The sequence below is a fragment of the Nostoc sp. genome (assembly GCF_036917375.1).
GTDB lineage: Bacteria > Cyanobacteriota > Cyanobacteriia > Cyanobacteriales > Nostocaceae > Nostoc.
Genome location: NZ_JBALDN010000017.1, coordinates 58,281 through 75,464, shown reverse-complemented (window position 1 = coordinate 75,464; position 17,184 = coordinate 58,281). Strand labels below are relative to the sequence as shown.

13 protein-coding genes are annotated in these 17,184 nt (G+C 39.3%); 8 read left to right on the top strand and 5 right to left on the bottom strand.

The features are described from left to right. The first annotated feature begins 62 nt into the window (after positions 1-62). The 3 genes from V7K45_RS04740 (at position 63) to V7K45_RS04730 (ending at position 2,651) form a co-directional block, all read left to right on the top strand. The gene (locus V7K45_RS04740) at positions 63-887 is read left to right on the top strand and encodes an SDR family oxidoreductase (protein WP_335000879.1); all 825 of its coding nucleotides are present in this window, start codon (positions 63-65) and stop codon (positions 885-887) included. Between the two features lie 22 nt (positions 888-909). Further along, complete coding sequence (locus tag V7K45_RS04735; protein WP_335000877.1) at positions 910-1,839, top strand: alpha/beta fold hydrolase; 930 nt, start codon at positions 910-912, stop codon at positions 1,837-1,839. Positions 1,840-1,916: 77 nt separating this feature from the next. Further along, positions 1,917-2,651 (top strand): glutathione peroxidase, encoded by a 735-nt coding sequence (locus V7K45_RS04730; protein WP_335000875.1) that lies wholly within the window; start codon positions 1,917-1,919, stop codon positions 2,649-2,651. Between the two features lie 159 nt (positions 2,652-2,810). Here the strand turns inward: V7K45_RS04730 and V7K45_RS04725 are convergent, their stop codons facing one another. Then, entirely contained in the window at positions 2,811-3,179 is a 369-nt protein-coding gene (locus tag V7K45_RS04725) for a hypothetical protein (protein ID WP_335000873.1), read from the bottom strand. Between the two features lie 248 nt (positions 3,180-3,427). Between V7K45_RS04725 and V7K45_RS04720 the strand changes: the two genes are divergently transcribed. Further along, positions 3,428-4,669 carry a hypothetical protein gene (locus tag V7K45_RS04720; protein ID WP_335000871.1) on the top strand — a complete coding sequence of 414 codons (1,242 nt, stop codon included), beginning with the start codon at positions 3,428-3,430 and terminating at the stop codon, positions 4,667-4,669. Between the two features lie 35 nt (positions 4,670-4,704). Beyond that, complete coding sequence (locus V7K45_RS04715; protein ID WP_335000869.1) at positions 4,705-5,472, top strand: phosphatase PAP2 family protein; 768 nt, start codon at positions 4,705-4,707, stop codon at positions 5,470-5,472. A 548-nt stretch (positions 5,473-6,020) separates the two neighbouring features. Here the strand turns inward: V7K45_RS04715 and V7K45_RS04710 are convergent. The 4 genes from V7K45_RS04710 to V7K45_RS04695 form a co-directional block, all read right to left on the bottom strand. Further along, complete coding sequence (locus V7K45_RS04710; RefSeq protein WP_335000867.1) at positions 6,021-7,418, bottom strand: ATP-binding protein; 1,398 nt, start codon at positions 7,416-7,418, stop codon at positions 6,021-6,023. A 374-nt stretch (positions 7,419-7,792) separates the two neighbouring features. After that, a complete protein-coding gene (locus V7K45_RS04705; RefSeq protein ID WP_335000865.1) occupies positions 7,793-8,863 on the bottom strand; it encodes a FecCD family ABC transporter permease in 1,071 nt (356 codons plus the stop codon). A 307-nt stretch (positions 8,864-9,170) separates the two neighbouring features. Next, complete coding sequence (locus V7K45_RS04700; protein WP_335000863.1) at positions 9,171-9,794, bottom strand: 4Fe-4S single cluster domain-containing protein; 624 nt, start codon at positions 9,792-9,794, stop codon at positions 9,171-9,173. A gap of 857 nt (positions 9,795-10,651) precedes the next feature. Further along, positions 10,652-11,893, bottom strand: a complete 1,242-nt coding sequence (locus tag V7K45_RS04695) for a peptidase (protein ID WP_335000861.1) — start codon at positions 11,891-11,893, stop codon at positions 10,652-10,654. A gap of 545 nt (positions 11,894-12,438) precedes the next feature. Between V7K45_RS04695 and V7K45_RS04690 the strand changes: the two genes are divergently transcribed. The 3 genes from V7K45_RS04690 (at position 12,439) to V7K45_RS04680 (ending at position 17,169) form a co-directional block, all read left to right on the top strand. Continuing rightward, a complete protein-coding gene (locus V7K45_RS04690) occupies positions 12,439-14,511 on the top strand; it encodes a serine/threonine-protein kinase (protein ID WP_335000859.1) in 2,073 nt (690 codons plus the stop codon). A gap of 253 nt (positions 14,512-14,764) precedes the next feature. Then, positions 14,765-16,027, top strand: a complete 1,263-nt coding sequence (locus tag V7K45_RS04685) for an O-antigen ligase family protein (RefSeq protein WP_335000857.1) — start codon at positions 14,765-14,767, stop codon at positions 16,025-16,027. Continuing rightward, positions 16,024-17,169, top strand: a complete 1,146-nt coding sequence (locus tag V7K45_RS04680) for a glycosyltransferase family 4 protein (protein WP_335000855.1) — start codon at positions 16,024-16,026, stop codon at positions 17,167-17,169. Before V7K45_RS04685 ends, V7K45_RS04680 begins: the two co-directional genes overlap by 4 nt. Positions 17,170-17,184 lie beyond the last annotated feature (15 nt).

Sequence of the window (17,184 nt, the reverse complement as noted above, 5' to 3'; positions counted from 1 at the left end):
CAGACAATTAATTGAGAAGATCCTCTCAATCAGTAGTTTAATTTATTTGTGTCTAATTTGTCATGAACGTTGCAATCATTGGTTGTGGTTATGTTGGTTATAAAGTTGCTCAATATTGGCAGCAAGATATGAATTTTGTTGTCAGTGTAACCACAACTTCGCCTGAGCGTGTACCCGCCCTCCAATCAGTATCTCAAAGAGTTGTAGTTACCTATGGTAATGACATAGATGGTCTAAAATCAGTTTTGCACAATCAAGATATTGTACTTTTGAGTATTGGGGCAAAAAGTGGAGAAGTTTATGAAAAAACTTATCTACAAACTGCCCAAACTTTAGTTTCGTGCTTACAGCAGATTAAGAGTGTAAAACAATTAATATACACAGGTAGTTATGCCGTGTATGGTGACAGAAATGGTGTATGGGTAGATGAAGAAACACCGCTTGCACCTGCTAATTTAAATGCCCAAATCCTCTGCAAAACAGAAGAGGTGTTGCTATCGGCATCTAGCGAAAATCTCCGTGTTTGTATATTCCGCTTAGGAGGGATTTATGGAACTGGTAGAGAACTGTTGAAAATATTTGGTAGATATTCTGGTACAACCCGTCCGGGCAATGGTGAGGACACCACAAATTGGATTCATCTAGATGATATTGTTGGTGCGATAGAATTTGCCCGTCAGCGTCGTTTGCAAGGAATTTACAATCTGGTAGATGATGCACATCTCACCAGCCGAGACTTGCTAGATAGCTTATTTGAAAAACATAATTTACCCAAAGTAGAATGGGATACATCTATCAAGAGTACTCGCCCCTATAATGCTTGGGTATCGAATGAAAAGCTCAAAGAAGCTGGATACAAATTTATTCATCCACAGATGATTTTTTAGCACGTATTAAAAACTAGGAATTATGCAAACATCTGCTGTAGCTAACACAACCAATTTGACAGCATCTCCTAGCCAGTTTTACAGTTGGCAGAATTATCGTTGTGCTTACGAAGTTCATCAACCAATTAATACAACATCTGAGGGCATTCCTTTACTATTAATTCATCCGATTGGCGTGGGATTGTCGCGGCGATTTTGGCAACGATTTTGTCGCGAGTGGTATAGTACAGGTCAGCGTAATTCAATTTACAACCCTGATTTACTAGGATGTGGTGAAAGTGATATGCCCCGTGTAGCTTACACTCCTAGTGATTGGGCAGAACAGTTGCAGTTCTTTTTACAAACAGTAGTCCAAAAACCGGTTATTCTAGTAGTACAAGGCGCTTTATTGCCAGTTGCTATCCAATTAGTCCAAAAGGAATCAAATTTAATTGCCGGACTGGTACTTTCTGGGCCGCCAACGTGGGCTTTGATGACAACTAAACCACCAGAATGGCAAGAAAAATTCCTTTGGAATGTGTTAGATTCGCCTTTTGGCAGTGCTTTTTATCGGTATGCACGCACCCCAAAATTTTTACGTTCTTTTTCGATTCGCCAACTTTTTGCTTCTGAAACTGCTGTGGATGCAGAGTGGTTAAATACATTGCTTGCAGGTGCAGAAAATCCTGCTAGTCGCCATGCAGTATTTTCTTTTTTAGCAGGGTTTTGGCGAGATGATTATACTAGTTTTATGGCCTCAATTCAGCAACCAACATTAGCAGTTATGGGCGAAATTGCATCCAGTATTAGCCAAGACAATAAAAAAGAAACGCCAGATGAACGCTTGGCTCACTATCTTGCTTGTTTGCCTGAAAGTCGAGGTGTAAAAATAAATGGGCGTAATGTTTTACCCTATGAATCAACCGCTGAATTTGTAGCAGCGATCGCTCCATTCATTAATGAAGTTTCTTAGACGATTGATAGTTAGATTGTACCAGTTCTCCCATGATAGGTTATGACTGGAATTGATTACTAAAGGCAAGCAAAATTATGTTACCCAATCGCCGAGGACAAAGAGTACCCAATGTCACTTTTCATACTCGCAATGACAACCAGTGGGTGGATGTGACAACCGATCAACTATTTGCTAATAAGACAGTAGTTGTCTTCTCTTTACCAGGTGCTTATACTCCGACTTGTTCATCTACTCATCTTCCTGGCTACAACGAATTAGCTCCAGTTTTCAAACAGAATGGTGTCGATGACATTATCTGTATTTCTGTTAATGATGCCTTTGTGATGAACGAATGGGCAAAGGATCAAGAAGTGGAAAATATCACACTAATTCCTGATGGAAATGGTGAATTTACTGAAGGCATGGGTCTATTGGTAGATAAATCAGACCTGGGGTTTGGCAAGCGATCGTGGCGCTATTCTATGCTGGTGAGAGATGGTGTAATTAATCAGATGTTTATTGAACCAGAAGAGCCAGGAGATCCCTTTAAGGTGTCGGATGCTGAGACAATGCTCAGATACATTAATCCCCAAGCAGTTAAGCCCGAAGTAGTTTCCCTGTTTGCGAAAGTGGGTTGTCCTTTCTGTGCCCGTGCTAAGGCGATGCTTAAGGAACATGGCATCAACTACGAAGAAATTACCTTGGGTAAGGATATCACCACACGGTCGTTAAAAGCAGTTGCGGGTGCAACAACAGTTCCCCAAGTATTTATCGATGGTAAATTAATTGGTGGTTCTGAGGCATTAGAAGCCTACTTCGCTGCTAAATAGGGTTGAGTAGAATTGCAATACTACGTAGGTTTTGACTAAAAAATAGAAATCTTCTCTTCACTGGGACAAGGGGACAAGGGGACAAGGATAAGAAGGACAAGAAGAAATTTCTTCCTTGTCTCCCCCCTTTCCCTTGTTTCCTCCTAACCCTTGTCTCCTTTAACTGAACCGTATTGCTATATAAGCAACAGATACCTCGAAGTCGTGTTGAAGTACTTGAAAGTCGTGTTGAAGTACTCCGAAGTCGTGTTGAGGTACTTGAAAGTCGTGTTGAAGTACTTGAAAGTCGTGTTGAAGTACTCCGAAGTCGTGTTGAAGTACTTGAAAGTCGTGTTGAAGTACTTGAAAGTCGTGTTGAAGTACTTGAAAGTCGTGTTGAAGTACTCCGAAGTCGTGTTGAGGTACTCCGAAGTCGTGTTGGAGTACTCCAAAATCGTGTTGAAGTACTTCAAACTTTGTCGCACCGCGATCGAGTACACAGGTGCGTAGGCGTAGCCCGCCGTAGGCATCGTTTTCATAAATCTCCACAAACAAAGCAATGTCTACGAACAGTCATCAATTGTGCCAACTCCAGGTAAAGTCATGATATTTTTGACCGCAGCCTGATTTGGGAGAATTGAAAACTACAGATCCCCGATTTCGTAAAAGTTGTTGGGGATTTTTTTTCGTCAGCAGTTAACAAATCTTCAGATGGGTAGATGTATTTTTATCCAGCTATTCACTAACGATCGCATAAAATTGAGTCGGATTAAATTTACATTTATTTAAAAGACAATATGTTTGCCAGAATTCGCCGAATTTTAAGTCAATTTTTTAGTAATTCAAGAACAATCAACAACGAACCACTGAATAAAGTAAGTTTGATTGTCATTATTATAGTTGATATTTTTATCTTAATTAATGTTTTTACCGGACTCGATGATATTAGCAGATGGCATATCAGTCCGACTGAGGCTTATCCATGTTATTCCGAGTGGCAAAATTACCGAGCAAAAACTACTAAAGATAAAGACTATGAAATTGTTAGCCTTTCATTGCCATCTGACACGAACAGTCAATTTAGTTTCCGGCAAAACTATCAACAAGCCGAAGCAGGACATCTAGGTAAGGTTTCTCAAACGTGCTTGCAATATGCCGATTACAAAGATAAGATTAACAATCCTGAAAAGCAGCAAATCATTAGAAATATCGCTCAAAAACAAGCGAAAACCAGTAGGCTTGAACAAGCCAATAGCACTATTCAATCTCAATATGACTCAACGCTATTAGAAAAAATTGCAGGTCAGAGTCGAGATCGCTCAATTAATCAAGTTAGTGCTGAAAAAGCTAAACAGACATTAGAAGAAAATAATCGTCAAATTTCTACTCTGAAACAAGAAACTTCTACTCTGAAAAATGAACTGCTTGCCAAATCAGAAAGCATTAGTTTTATAACATTTATTAAAGATGATAATCGATTTCAGGAAGTTGACAAAGGCTATCATCAGGCATCATTTTGGTATCCAAGTATCCAACTTGGTTTTCAGTCCCTCTTTCTTTTACCACTAATTCTCATTGCCTTATCAGTTCATAAATTTGCCCAAAGAAGAGGATATGGACTTGTTTCGCTAATTAGCTGGCATTTACTAGTTATCTTTTTTATCCCATTAATCGTTAAAATATTTGAATTTCTCCAAATAGGTGCAATATTCAAATTTTTATTTGATATAATCAGCGCCATTTTTGGTGGTTTACTTTTCCTGATAAATTATGTTTATATCTTGCTGATTCCAGTTATTGGTTTTGGAATCATCCAGTTTTTTCAAAAATTTGTCTTTAACGCTAAAGTCCAAGCAGCTAGCAGAGTTCAAAAATCAAGATGTGTCAATTGTGCCAAGAAAATTAGACATCTTGATACTTACTGTCCACACTGCGGTTATTATCAGTACATTGAATGCCATAACTGTCATAATCTTACTTATAAGCATTTGTCGTACTGTAAACATTGTGGAACTTCTCAAGTTTCCAGTAATTTGTAATCAGTGAAGTCGTCGATCGCCTTTTTAATTTAGATATGGAACAAGAGAAACAAATCAATAAAGAGAGTCAATCACCGCTTGATTTTCTCAAAAACCTGTTAATTGCTCGTTGGCGATCGCTATTACTCCTTTTGATCGGAGTCTATTTACCTTTGCAGATTTTTGAAATCCTGACAGTAAATATATGGGAGAATCAAGCGGGCTTTCCGTGGGATGTACCGATTTTGTTAGCAGTTCATTCTACAGAAAACCCACAGTTAGATGTTTTAGCTGTCACCCTAGCTACAATTGGGTTGCCTTGGATGGCGATGCTGATTTTGGGTGCGATCGCACTGATGTTACTACTTCAAAAACGTTGGCGATCGCTAGCTTATTTACTCACTGCCTCAGCAGGAAGCGTCATCATCAACCGCACCGCAAAGCAATTAATGCATCGAGTGCGTCCACAATTGTGGCAGTCAATTGCACCTGAGTATACTTTTGCATTTCCCAGCGCTCATGCGATGACGAGTGTAACACTGGTAGCAATTTTACTATTCTTAACTTGGGCTACCTCTTGGCGCTGGTTGGTTCTCATATTCGGCAGCTTATACATCATCGCGATTGCGTGGTGTCGTCTCTATCTAGGGGTTCATTTTCCCAGTGACATTCTCGCAGGTTGGATGGTTTCATTAGGTTGGACAATCGGTGTCAGTCTAATTATCAAACCGTATATAACTATAGCCAAATCCGTAGATGACGAACGTCCTAAAGATGAAACTACCTTACTACCAGAAGAAATAAAGTCGATAAGTGAGGAGTAATTTTAGCCCTCACCCTAAATCCCTCTCCCAACCTTGGGAGAGGGACTTTGAAATTGGGAGAAGGGGTTGGGGGATGTAGCAAGATCCCGCAGTGTGGGCAAATTTTGCATTTGTGCAAGATGATTAAAAGACCTTTTGCAAAAAAGCTTTGTGATATATTAAAGGGTTGAAATTGCCAAAATATTAACTAACATTTTAAAAAAAAATTGCCATTTTTGCATTATTAAAGCTTTTGTATAGGATGCAATCGCCAGATTTTTTTCTGATAACTATAAAATCTCTAAAATTAATTGAGGATAGAAAATTAAAGTCGGACGCTCGCCAACATTAATATCAGTTTTTCAATCACTTTTCTATATATTATGTTCCTATTTAATCGCTTCCTCCATTCAACAATTCGGTTTGTGCTGGTCAGTGTGATGACGATCGCAATGGTGCTTGGTTGGAGTGCGATCGCTCACAAGGAACAATGAAAAGTTTTTTCCTCCTGCCTCCTGCCTCCTGCCTCCTGCCTCCTGCCTCCTGCCTTATTTTCAAGGCAGGTTGATTCATTTATTTGATAAAGGTAGGCAAATAGTGAAACAAGTTCTACCTGACTGCGATTCAAATGAAAGCGTACCGTGATGCCGATTTTCTACAATTCGGCGAACGGTTTCTAAACCAAGTCCTGAACCATGTCCTACTGATTTCGTGGTAAAGAAAGGTTCAAAAATACGGGTTTTAATTTCAGGTGGAATTCCACTGCCAGAATCAATGATGTCTATATGAGCATAGCGATCGCAATGATGTGTTGTAATTTCTAGCAATCCTTTACCCTCCATTGCATCAATGGCGTTGTCAATTAAGTTTGTCCACACCTGATTCAGTTCGCTGCCATAGGCAAGGATTTTTGGAAGATTTCGATCGTAATTGCGTTGCACTTGGACACCGCACTTGAGTTTATGAGCAAACAATCGCAAGGTATCTTCCAAGCCTTGATGTATATCTACTTCTTGCTGAGTGCCTTGATCGAGGTAAGAATAAGACTTCATCGCTTGCACAAGTTCGGAAATCCTCTCAGATCCTCGCAAACCATGTTTAATCATCGACATAACTTCAAAGGAAAGCGCTAGCCAGTGCAATCCCATTTCTCGCAATTCTGTGTCGTCGTTGCGCCAACGTTCCATGAGTTGCTCTAGGGTTTCAACCTCAACGCCACCTTCTGCTAAAGGTTCTGCTAATTTCCATGCTTGGTTTACACCATAGTCTTCTAACCATTCCAGCAATATCTCTTCGCGATCGCTTAGTGTCACCGGATCTAGGCGATTATTCAAAATCGCATCAAAGCCTAGATCGCGTACTCTCAACCAGTGTTGAGTATGGGCTTCCTCAACATTGCGTTGCCCATAAACTAAGTTCATTCGTTGTAACTCTAGGATGGCGGCTGGCATTTCTTTTAAAGTCCGAACCAGGGCTGCGGCTGGGTTGTTGAGTTCATGAGCTAGACCGGCGGCAAGTGTCCCTAAAGCTGCCATCTTTTCTCGCCCACGAATGAAAGACTCTAGCCCCCGGACACGGCGTTGCATAATTCGGAAGACCATCCGCTCAAAATCACGACATTCATGCAGCAGTTTGCGGAAGTCTTCTCCCTTCATTTCATAAAGGTGGCAATTTGAAAATGCCCGCATTGTCACAGGTGCAGGTTCATCTGTGAGTACTGGAATTTCGCCAAAAAAGGATGGGGCTTCGTGCTGCCCTATAGGAATTTCAACTCCTTCACTGCGGCGGGTGATGTTGATTTTACCTTTGACTAAGATAAATAAGCGACATACAGGGTCTCCCTCATGGGACAACACTTCTCCGACAGAAAGTTCAACTGTTTGAGCGCGATCGCAAACCCACTGCAATCGCTCTTTGGGAAGTTGTTGAAATGGGTCTAAGTTGATTAATTCCTCAACGCATAACATCGATTAACCTCCTTGAGGGGGTAGGGGGCAGAGGGGCAGAGGGGCAGAGGGGCAGAGGGGCAGGGGGCAGGGGAGCAGGGGGGATAAGAAAGTAGGGTTATATAGGTGTGTTTTACTATGGAGAATTTTGGCTTAAATAGTTGAAGAAGGCTTTGTATCAGTTTATCAGAATGCGCAAAAAACCCGATCCGTATATACGGTGGGGATGGATAGCGGTCTCATGCTCGGGTTTTGGATTTTTAACTCGGAATTGGGTTTAGGGAAAAGGTTAAAGGGTAAAGGTTAAAGGTTTTTTCTTTCCCCTTTCCCCTTTCCCCTTCCCCTTTTCCCCTTCCCCTTTTCCCCTTAACCGACAAGTATTGCGGTTCGATCGCTCAAAATTTATTAAACCCAGCAGAAGAACGACGATAAAGTAACCAGATAAACAGGGGTGAACCCAGCAAGGCAGTAACGGAACCTACTGGTAGTTCTACTGCTCCTAATCTAGAGAGTAAATCTGCAAAAGTGAGTAACCATGCACCTGCAAGGGCGGAAAGTGGTAAAACAAAGCGATGATCTGTACCAACAATCAGGCGGACACCGTGAGGGACAACAAGACCGACAAATCCAACCAAGCCACTGATGCTGACTGCACCTGCGGCTAATAGAGTGGCGACACCACCAATTAACAAGCGCGATCGCGTCAACGAAAGCCCTAAACTCACAGCTAAATCATCTCCCAAAGCAAGTATGTTTAGCGATCGCGCTAGCAAGCATCCCCCGATCAACGCAACGATGATATAAGGGCCAGTCGTAGCAATTTCTTGCCAACCCCGTCCATTAAGACTACCAACCAGGAAACTGAGCGCAACTTGAATTTGCCCATCTTCAGCTAAAAGCAGCAATGTACTTTGTACAGCACCAAATAAAGAACTCACCGCTACTCCGCCTAAAATCAACCGTTCAACAGAAATTCCCGACCCCGAACGACCCAGTAAAATAACGATCGCGGCAGTTAAAATTGCTCCTATCCATGCTGCTAAAGGAATTGCGATCGGGAATATGTGGCACACAATCATCAGAATTACAAGTAGTCCTGCACCTGCTGAAATGCCCAAAATAAATGGATCGGCAAGACTATTACGTAACATTCCTTGCAGCAACGCTCCTGACATTCCCAAAGCTGCACCGACAACGATCGCAGCTGTAATGCGCGGGAGACGTAAATCCCAGAGAATCGTCTGTTTAACCGGATCGCCTTTGTGGAGTATGGCTTGCCAAAATTCCGACATACTTAAAGGTACTGCTCCTTGAGAAAGCGACAGTGCTAGCGTTACCACCAGTGCTGTACCAAAGAGTAAAACAGCCCAAAATACGCGGTGTTCAGTAAAAATCGTCTGAAATGGTCTAGTCAAATTTAAATATGTATTTTTTTTAAATATAATCCGTCCCAAACAAAGCTGCATTTTAAAGACAGTTTTTCGATGAGGGAGGAGAAATCTAAAAATTTGACCCTCAGAAGGTGAAAGTTGACCCTCAGAAGCTCAATGTTGACCTTCAGAAGGTGAAAGTTGACCCTCAGAAGCTCAATGTTGACCTTTAGAAGGTGAAAGTTGACCCTCAGAAGCTCAATGTTGACCTTCAGAAGGTGAAAGTTGACTCTCAGAAGATGGAAGTTGACCCTCAGAAGGTGAACTTTGACCTTCAAAAGCTCAATTTTTAAGTTTTAACTCCCTCTTCTTCCCCTGCTCCTCTGCTCCCCTGTCCGTGCCCTTACGTTAGTTCCAGTCCACCTTGATAGCCAGTGACAATGCGTCCACCATCCTTGAGGATGTGGATTTCTATCTGGTCGCTAGCCCAAGTAATCTTGTCTTGGAAAGCCGGGTTCAACACCCGAACCCGTTGATTGCTAGAAGAAACTGGAGAATTGGGAGAATTAATTGCCAGAGATTGTACAAAAGGCCCGTCAATTAAAATATCAAGTTGTTCTAACAATGCTTGGGAACCTGGCGGCGCAGATTGTGACTGTAGCTGCTTAAGAGTGAACCCAGAAAAAGACATTACATTTAAACCAGCAGCTTTTACCTTCCGGGCTAAAGAAGCTAGTGCAGTTGCTTGCCAAAATGGTTCTCCACCTGAGAATGTTACACCTGTGTTGCGGGGATTGCTGAGAATATTTTCGGCAAGAGCATCAACAGCAATCAATTGGTTAGGTTCAAAAGACCAGGAGTTAGTATTAAAGCAGCCAGGACATTCACGCAGACAACCTTGTACCCAGACAACTGCACGACAACCAGGGCCATTAACTTCTGATTGATCGACGTAACCCATAATATTGAGATAGCCTGGGGGAATTTCCATGAGTGCTAGCGATGGGTCAGTTGGCTTAATTTCCATCTCTTTAACTCCTTTTAGCCGTTAACTATTAAATATAGCGAATCTCCACTTATATAATCGTGACAATAGTTATATAACTAGGGATTTAATTGATAACCAATCTCTCAAAAACTTTTGGCGCTTTGGAAAAGTCCGCTTTAACTTACTAAACTGAATTTTTGAAGATTTTTGTTAAATTTATTACACAATTGCTACAAAAATAATAATGAGAATTTTCTCATCAACGTTTTATAAAATACTCATGTAACTTTGGGAAGCTACTTAAGTTAATAGTTATGTTGCCAGTATTACTTTTGCTGATGTTGTCCGACTGTTAAATGACGGTTTTTTGACAACAGTCGGTTTTATAGGTATCGCTCTGTGCGCGATGGCTACGCCCGCCGCAGGCATCGCAGAACATTTCCGTCTACTGAAGTAAGTTCGTAATTGTATTGATTAACTCTTCTGGTGCTGCTTCTAAGTCAATTGTTTGTAGATGACCAGATGCTGCTAATTCTTTGGCTTGCAATAATTTAAGTATCTTACGTAAGAAATCTCAGTTTGATGTCCATTCTGCAATTCAGAGCCTTTATAACAAAATGTATTTAAATTGACCTTACAGCAGATTGTAAGTAAGTGAGGTACAAAATGCAGGACTGATTCATCAGATATAAAGAGTTTCTACCTTCTGCCTCCTACCTCCTGCTTGGTTGTTGAGTTTCGACTACGCGGCTAGTTGAGCGTAGTCGAAACACTGCCTCCTGCCTCAAAACCCGTAACTTTGTGCAATGGTATCGAGACTATTACGGTAAATAAAAAACATTCCTGACTATATCTTACTCATAGCAATAGTCTCAATACCAGAATTGGTAATTACTTCAGAAAATAGTCAATCTATATTTACCGCGTTCCTGTGGATTTTTGGAAGTAATAACTATATAGTATGTATCATCTTCAGGCAACCTAGCTCGGTCAATTAAAGCACTATAGACACCACTTTTGTCTTTGTCTTTATCGATCGCGATCGTCTGTCCTTTAGAATTTAGCAAAGCTACATAAGGAGAAAACTCTTCATCAACACTATCTACACGAATACTTATCAGCTGATTTTTTTTACCTTGAAAATTAGAAACATTGTAAGCGCCTCCATTTTGTTTCAAGGTTGAGCTTTTAGCAGTTAGTTGATCTGATTCATCTAAAGTATAGCTAGCTCTATCATTCCTAAGAGCCAAGCTATAGCGACCTGTATCTCCAGGATCTTGACTAGTAACAGCAATCTTATAAATGCCATTTTTAGGCAGTCGCGCAAAAATGAATGCATCATCGCCACTACTGCTTTTATCCAAAGCACCTTTTTTAACAATGATATTATTATCAGGATCGTGCAGAAACAACAAGGGTTTTAAACTCAAGTTATTGGATCTGCGTGTATCATTACTGCCAATCAATCTAATTTGAACTAATTGATTTTCTCTGCCCTCAAACTCATAGAAATGAAAATATCTACCTTCAGATTGAAAGTCACCTTTACTCAGAATACCTAATGCAACATCTACAAAGTTGATCTGTTTATAAGTTGGTGTTGCAGGTGAAGAAATCGCTGAATTATCGAGATTTTGGTTCCCATTTGTAGCGACATTATAACTTGGCTTGCGAACTCTCCCAGAGCCACCATTAGAACGATTGGCGTTTGAGTTAGCAATTCTAGCTCTAGACGATCTAGATGCAGAGCTACCACCATTGGAACGATTAGAATTTGAGTTAGAAGTCCTACGTCTAGATGCTCTAGGAGTAGAGCTATTATCTGAAACCCTGGAAGTTCGCTGAGAAGTTTCTCTATGAGACGAGACACGAGGAGCCTGTTGTACTGGTGACTCAATAGATATCTTCCGTCTTGGAGATATTGATGCCTGAGAAGCAGGAATTTGCTCAATTCCTTTTTTTACTGCTTCTGGTTGTCTCTCATCTGGTGATTTAGCAATTATGAAGTCTTGATAACTTTGAGATTTTACCAAAGCACTTATAGGCAGCACATTACTTGTGATTAACAAACTACTACTCACGCAACCAATTAAAACATGACTTAATTTGCGACGATAGTTTTTGTTGTCTAATAGCATAATTACGCTCCTAATTTTGCTGATAATTTTGTCTTTTCCAAAAGACAAAATTAATACTAGTTGCTGTTTTAGCCACAGCAGTTATGTAAACGAAAAGGGAAATTTAGCGTATATACCTTAGCGGCTTGCTAAAGGCATCGCCTGTAATCAAATGAATTCGCATATCCTACATACCCAAATTTTTGCCTCAATCAAATCGGAAAAATTGTATTTTCAATTTAGACTACTAGAGGAAATCTCAATTTCATAGGTATATACTGAGCTACAAACTTAAATTGTTGCTTTTCGGAATTTTGCTCAGATATTTTTGTAACCCTGACTAAATTGCTCATACAGATGTAATACACAAGCAGACCTGACTCCTATCAATTCGTCAAAAGGCATCGCTCAAACACAATTTTTTGCAATTTATCTAAATTGTTCAATACCTGATGAGGTAAGGAAATTGGGGATTTGTATGGTGTCTCAGTGATATTTACTAACAAGAGAGATTATACTGCATGACTTAAGATGAATATATACCCCAACTGAAATGGATTCCCAGTATGCTCTGTTGTGTGAATCCCGATTGCCCAAAACCCTTAAATCCTGATAAAAACAACTATTGCCACAGTTGTAGAGCGGAATTGATACCCCTGCTAGGAGGTCGCTATCGTCCCACTCAGGTTTTATCAGACGAGGGCGGATTTGGTAGAACCTATCTAGCCAAAGATGTACACAAACTGAATGAATGCTGTGTTGTTAAGCAATTCGCGCCAAAACTTCAGGGAACTGGGCCGTTAACCAAGGCCGTTGAACTATTTAAACAAGAAGCGAGCCGACTGCAAGAACTGGCAGAACATCCGCAAATTCCAACTTTATTGGCTTATTTTGAGCAAAATAGCTATCTCTTTTTGGTGCAGCAGTTTATCGATGGGCAAAACTTGCTCAAAGAATCGGAAACGCGGGCAAACTATAACGAAACGGAGATTCGCCAACTTTTGCTAGATTTACTGCCGGTACTGAAGTTTATCCATCTGCGGGGAGTGATTCACCGAGATATCAAGCCACAGAATATTATTCGCCGTCAAAGTGATGGGCGATTAATCCTCATTGATTTTGGAGCTTCCAAGCTGTTGACAGCAACAGTGCAGACTAGAATGGGCACTGTTATTGGCTCACACGGTTACACTGCACTTGAACAAATGCAAGATGGAAAAGCTTACCCAGCCAGTGATTTATTCAGTTTGGGGGCTACTTGTTTTCATCTCCTGACTGGAGTTCGCCCATCTCAACTGTGGATACATCAGGGTTATGGTTGGGTTGCATCTTGGCGGCAACATTTAACCAGTTCAGGTAGAGACGGGATTTCTATATCTGTAGAGTTGGGTGAAGTTTTGGATAAGCTGTTGCAACTAGATATCCAAAAGCGTTATCAATCGGCTGATGAAGTCATCAATGACTTGACACCTCAAATATCACCATTGTCATCAGTACCCCCAACTATACTGACACCAACATTTACAGCTTCCCCAGCAAACAAGGTGCCAGTTTCACCAAAATTAAATAACAATCTAAAAAGTCAACTGCTGTTAGGTTCTAGCATTTTAGTGTTGGGATTAGGGGGAGTCTGGTATTTTCAGTCTCGTCCCCAGACAGTCAGCGAGGCTCCTCAACCTATTTCTCAGCCTATTTCTCAGCCTATTCAGCCCCAAAAAAACGTCTCAGAAAATTCTTATTCACCCAAACCCTTTAATGGGCATTCTAGTGACGTGAATTCCGTAGCTTTCAGTCCTGATGGTAAAACCCTTGGCAGTGCCAGTGATGATAAGACAATCAAGCTATGGAATCTGACAGGTGGACAGGAAATCCGCACTTTAGAAGGACATTCCAATTGGATTTGGACTATAGCTTTCAGTCCTGATAGCAAAATCCTCGCTAGTGGGAGTGCGGACAAGACAATCAAACTGTGGAATCTGGAAACAGGAAAGTTAATCCGCACCTTGCAGGGAAATAGCGATGGAGTTACTTCTGTGGCTTTCAGTCCTGATGGCAAAACCCTTGCGAGTGGCTGTGCTAGTAAGGATATGAAAATCAAACTATGGAATCTGGAAACAGGAAAGTTAATCCGCACCTTAGAGGGACATACCAGTGGTATTGCATCTGTAGTTTTCAGTCCTGATGGTAAAACCCTTGCCAGCGGTAGCTGGGATAAAACAATTAAATTGTGGAATCTGGAGACAGGAAAGTTAATCCGCACCTTAGAGGGAAATTCAGAGTCGATTCTTTCAGTCGCTTTTGCCCCCGATGGCGTCATCCTTGCCAGTGGCAGTAAAGACAAGACAATTAAATTATGGAATCTGAAAACAGGAAAGTTAATCCACACCTTAAAAGGACATAATGATAAGGTTAATTCTGTCGCCTTTTTGCCAAGCAAAAGTTCAAATGGTATTACCCTTGTAAGTGGTAGTAGTGACAAGACAATCAAACTTTGGAACCCAGTAACAGGAAAGGAAATCCGCACTTTGAAGACAGGTTCTGGATATATTTATGCCGTTGCCATTAGCCCAGATGGACAAACCATTGCCGGTGGTGGAAGTGGTGAGAACATTCTCAAAATTTGGCAGATGATTAATTAAAAATATCTGATAGTGTACATTCGGAATAGATTGCGACTTTTTTGGGTTCTACCTAAGAAAGAATTTTTAGCTGTGTAAAAAGATCAAATTAATCATAGCTTCAAAAGATGATATTAGCGAAGACTGTATTATGGTAATATTCTCTACATGTTCAGAATTATAGCTTAAAAAAATCTCAAAATCTATTTCTAAACCTACAAAAGTTGGTTGATATAAGTTTTATATTTCCAAAAAATATCTTGAAATAAAAGTTATGATTAATGTATTTTTTATACTCATACTATTTTCTTCACTTTTAGGGCGAATTAAATTTCCAGGAATAAATATTGGGATTCATTATTTATTACTTCCTGCATTTAGTTTTGGAATCATTAGTTTATCTTTAAAATCTATACCAGAAGTTGTTAAAAAGCATAAAATAATTGTGATATCTATAAGTCTGATGTATTTGTGGATGTGGTTTTCCTCTTTAATGAGCGATTTTCCACATATTGCTATTACTTATAGTCTAAAATACTCAACTTATTACATATTATTTTTTGCTTTTTTAGTATTAACATTTAAGAATATAACCGCCCCATATTTAACATTTTATTATCGTTGCATATTGTACTTACTACAGATAATTGCAGCTTTGGGTTTTTTAGAGCTTTTACTTCCTAATAACTGGATTTTTAAATTATTAAAGTTCCCCAGCTTTTATCCTGAGATTGGTTCAATTATGCAAAACCCTAATCAGTTTGGGGTTATAGTCGCCATTGGATTATGTTTAAGTCTGATTTTAGAAAAACAGAATAAAATTTCTAAAATTGAATTACATATAAGCGAATTCATTTTTATAATTCCCTTAGCTTTGTCTGCCAGCGGGAATGGTTGGGTAATTTTTATAATTGGGATGTTTCTTTTACTGATATATAAAATTATTAGTTTGAAAAAAATGATTTATCTAATGAGCTTGTTGTTTTTATTCATTGTAACTGTACCAGTTTCTACACGGAGAATTGGTTTGACAGATAGTAAAATATTTCCTTTAACTAATATATTTTTAGAAAATTCAAGTTCAGTCGATCCAAATAAAAAAAAGATTCCTACTCTTGTAGGAGCAGGTTTTTCAAGGTTTCAAATGTGGCAGGCAGCTATTAATGAAACTATTAAAAGACCATTTGCTGGTATAGGCATAGGAGTTTTTCCAGACCAGATAGGAGTGAAAGTTTGGGGTAAAAAAAGTTATCACGCACATAATATATTTTTAAATGTGTCAGCAGAACAAGGAATTCCTGGATTATTGCTATTTACTAATTTTTTAACGAGAATAGCATTGAAAGTTAAATATGCTAATCCTTTAATTACTGTTCCAATTATTATGTTTTTAGTGTCTCAAATTCCAGATGTTTTTACTGAAGACTATACTTTTACAACTATTGAGTTTTATTTTATAGCAGCGGCTATCAATTATCGAAAAGATGTTGTCACCCAATTAAAACCTGAAATTATTGAAAATGCCAAAAAAATATGAGTGCTAAACCTCGTCTCTACTTAATATTTCCAAACATATTTGATTTCAAGGGAGGTATTCAAGTTTACTCTAAATTTTTGCTAAAAGCTTTACAAGATATATATCCTGAAGCTGATTATGATGTGTTTCTTAAATATGATAAGTATAGTTTAAAACAGCCAGATAAATTCCAGTTTTTAAGTTCAACAATATTTCATTATTTTGGAGATTTACCAAAATTATTGCAACCAATTTTATTTGCTACGAAAATAATTATTTTAGCTATTCTTCAACATCCCGTTATAGTGATTTCCACTCATGTTAACTATGCGATTGTTTGTTATATTGTCAAATTTTTCACTGGAACTTCTTACTGGGTGGTTGCTCATGGCTTAGAAGTTTGGGACATTCAAAATAAGGCAACAAAATTTGCTTTAGAAAAAGCAGATAAAATCATTAGTGTTAGTAATTATACTCGTCAGCGCTTGCTTCAAGATACAAATATTGATTCAGAAAAAATAGTTGTTTTACCTAATACATTTGATGCTAGTAAGTTTCCAATAAATTCTAAACCTACCTACTTACTCAAACGATATAATTTAACAGATGAACAGCCTGTAATTTTAACAGTAACGCGGCTAGGAAGCACGGCAAAATACAAGGGTTATGACCAAATCCTTCATGCTTTAGTTAAAGTGCGATCGCATCTTCCTAATGTTCACTTTATTCTTGCAGGTAAAGGAGATGATATACCTCGAATCAAAGCTTTAGTTACCAACTTAAATCTCCAAGATTGTGTGACAATTGCCGGATTTGTTCCAGAGCAAGAATTGTGCGATCATTACAATCTCTGCGATGTTTTTGCTCTGCCTAGTAAAGGAGAAGGATTTGGAATTGTTTTTCTAGAAGCTTTAGCTTGTGGTAAACCTGTCTTGGCGGGTAATCAAGATGGTTCTATAGATCCCTTGGCTGACGGGAAGTTGGGATGTTTGGTCGATCCTGATAATGTTGAAGAAATTGCCGATAATCTAATTCAAATCCTGCAAGGTGATTGCTCTAATCCAGTAATTTACCAACCAAAATATTTACAACAAAAAACTATTGAAGCTTTTGATTTTAGCCAGTTTCGTGCAAGTCTAGCAAAGTTAATTAGTAGTAATTAGTTACAATTTAAGAAA

Excerpts from the sequence above, each read along its gene's own strand:
- V7K45_RS04710 (WP_335000867.1), bottom strand. The coding sequence starts at position 7,418 with ATGTTATGCGTTGAGGAATTAATCAACTTAGACCCATTTCAACAACTT.
- V7K45_RS04730 (WP_335000875.1), top strand. The coding sequence starts at position 1,917 with ATGTTACCCAATCGCCGAGGACAAAGAGTACCCAATGTCACTTTTCAT.
- V7K45_RS04700 (WP_335000863.1), bottom strand. The coding sequence starts at position 9,794 with ATGGAAATTAAGCCAACTGACCCATCGCTAGCACTCATGGAAATTCCC.
- V7K45_RS04715 (WP_335000869.1), top strand. The coding sequence starts at position 4,705 with ATGGAACAAGAGAAACAAATCAATAAAGAGAGTCAATCACCGCTTGAT.
- V7K45_RS04735 (WP_335000877.1), top strand. The coding sequence starts at position 910 with ATGCAAACATCTGCTGTAGCTAACACAACCAATTTGACAGCATCTCCT.
- V7K45_RS04690 (WP_335000859.1), top strand. The coding sequence starts at position 12,439 with ATGCTCTGTTGTGTGAATCCCGATTGCCCAAAACCCTTAAATCCTGAT.
- V7K45_RS04695 (WP_335000861.1), bottom strand. The coding sequence starts at position 11,893 with ATGCTATTAGACAACAAAAACTATCGTCGCAAATTAAGTCATGTTTTA.
- V7K45_RS04720 (WP_335000871.1), top strand. The coding sequence starts at position 3,428 with ATGTTTGCCAGAATTCGCCGAATTTTAAGTCAATTTTTTAGTAATTCA.
- V7K45_RS04685 (WP_335000857.1), top strand. The coding sequence starts at position 14,765 with ATGATTAATGTATTTTTTATACTCATACTATTTTCTTCACTTTTAGGG.
- V7K45_RS04740 (WP_335000879.1), top strand. The coding sequence starts at position 63 with ATGAACGTTGCAATCATTGGTTGTGGTTATGTTGGTTATAAAGTTGCT.
- V7K45_RS04705 (WP_335000865.1), bottom strand. The coding sequence starts at position 8,863 with ATGCAGCTTTGTTTGGGACGGATTATATTTAAAAAAAATACATATTTA.
- V7K45_RS04680 (WP_335000855.1), top strand. The coding sequence starts at position 16,024 with ATGAGTGCTAAACCTCGTCTCTACTTAATATTTCCAAACATATTTGAT.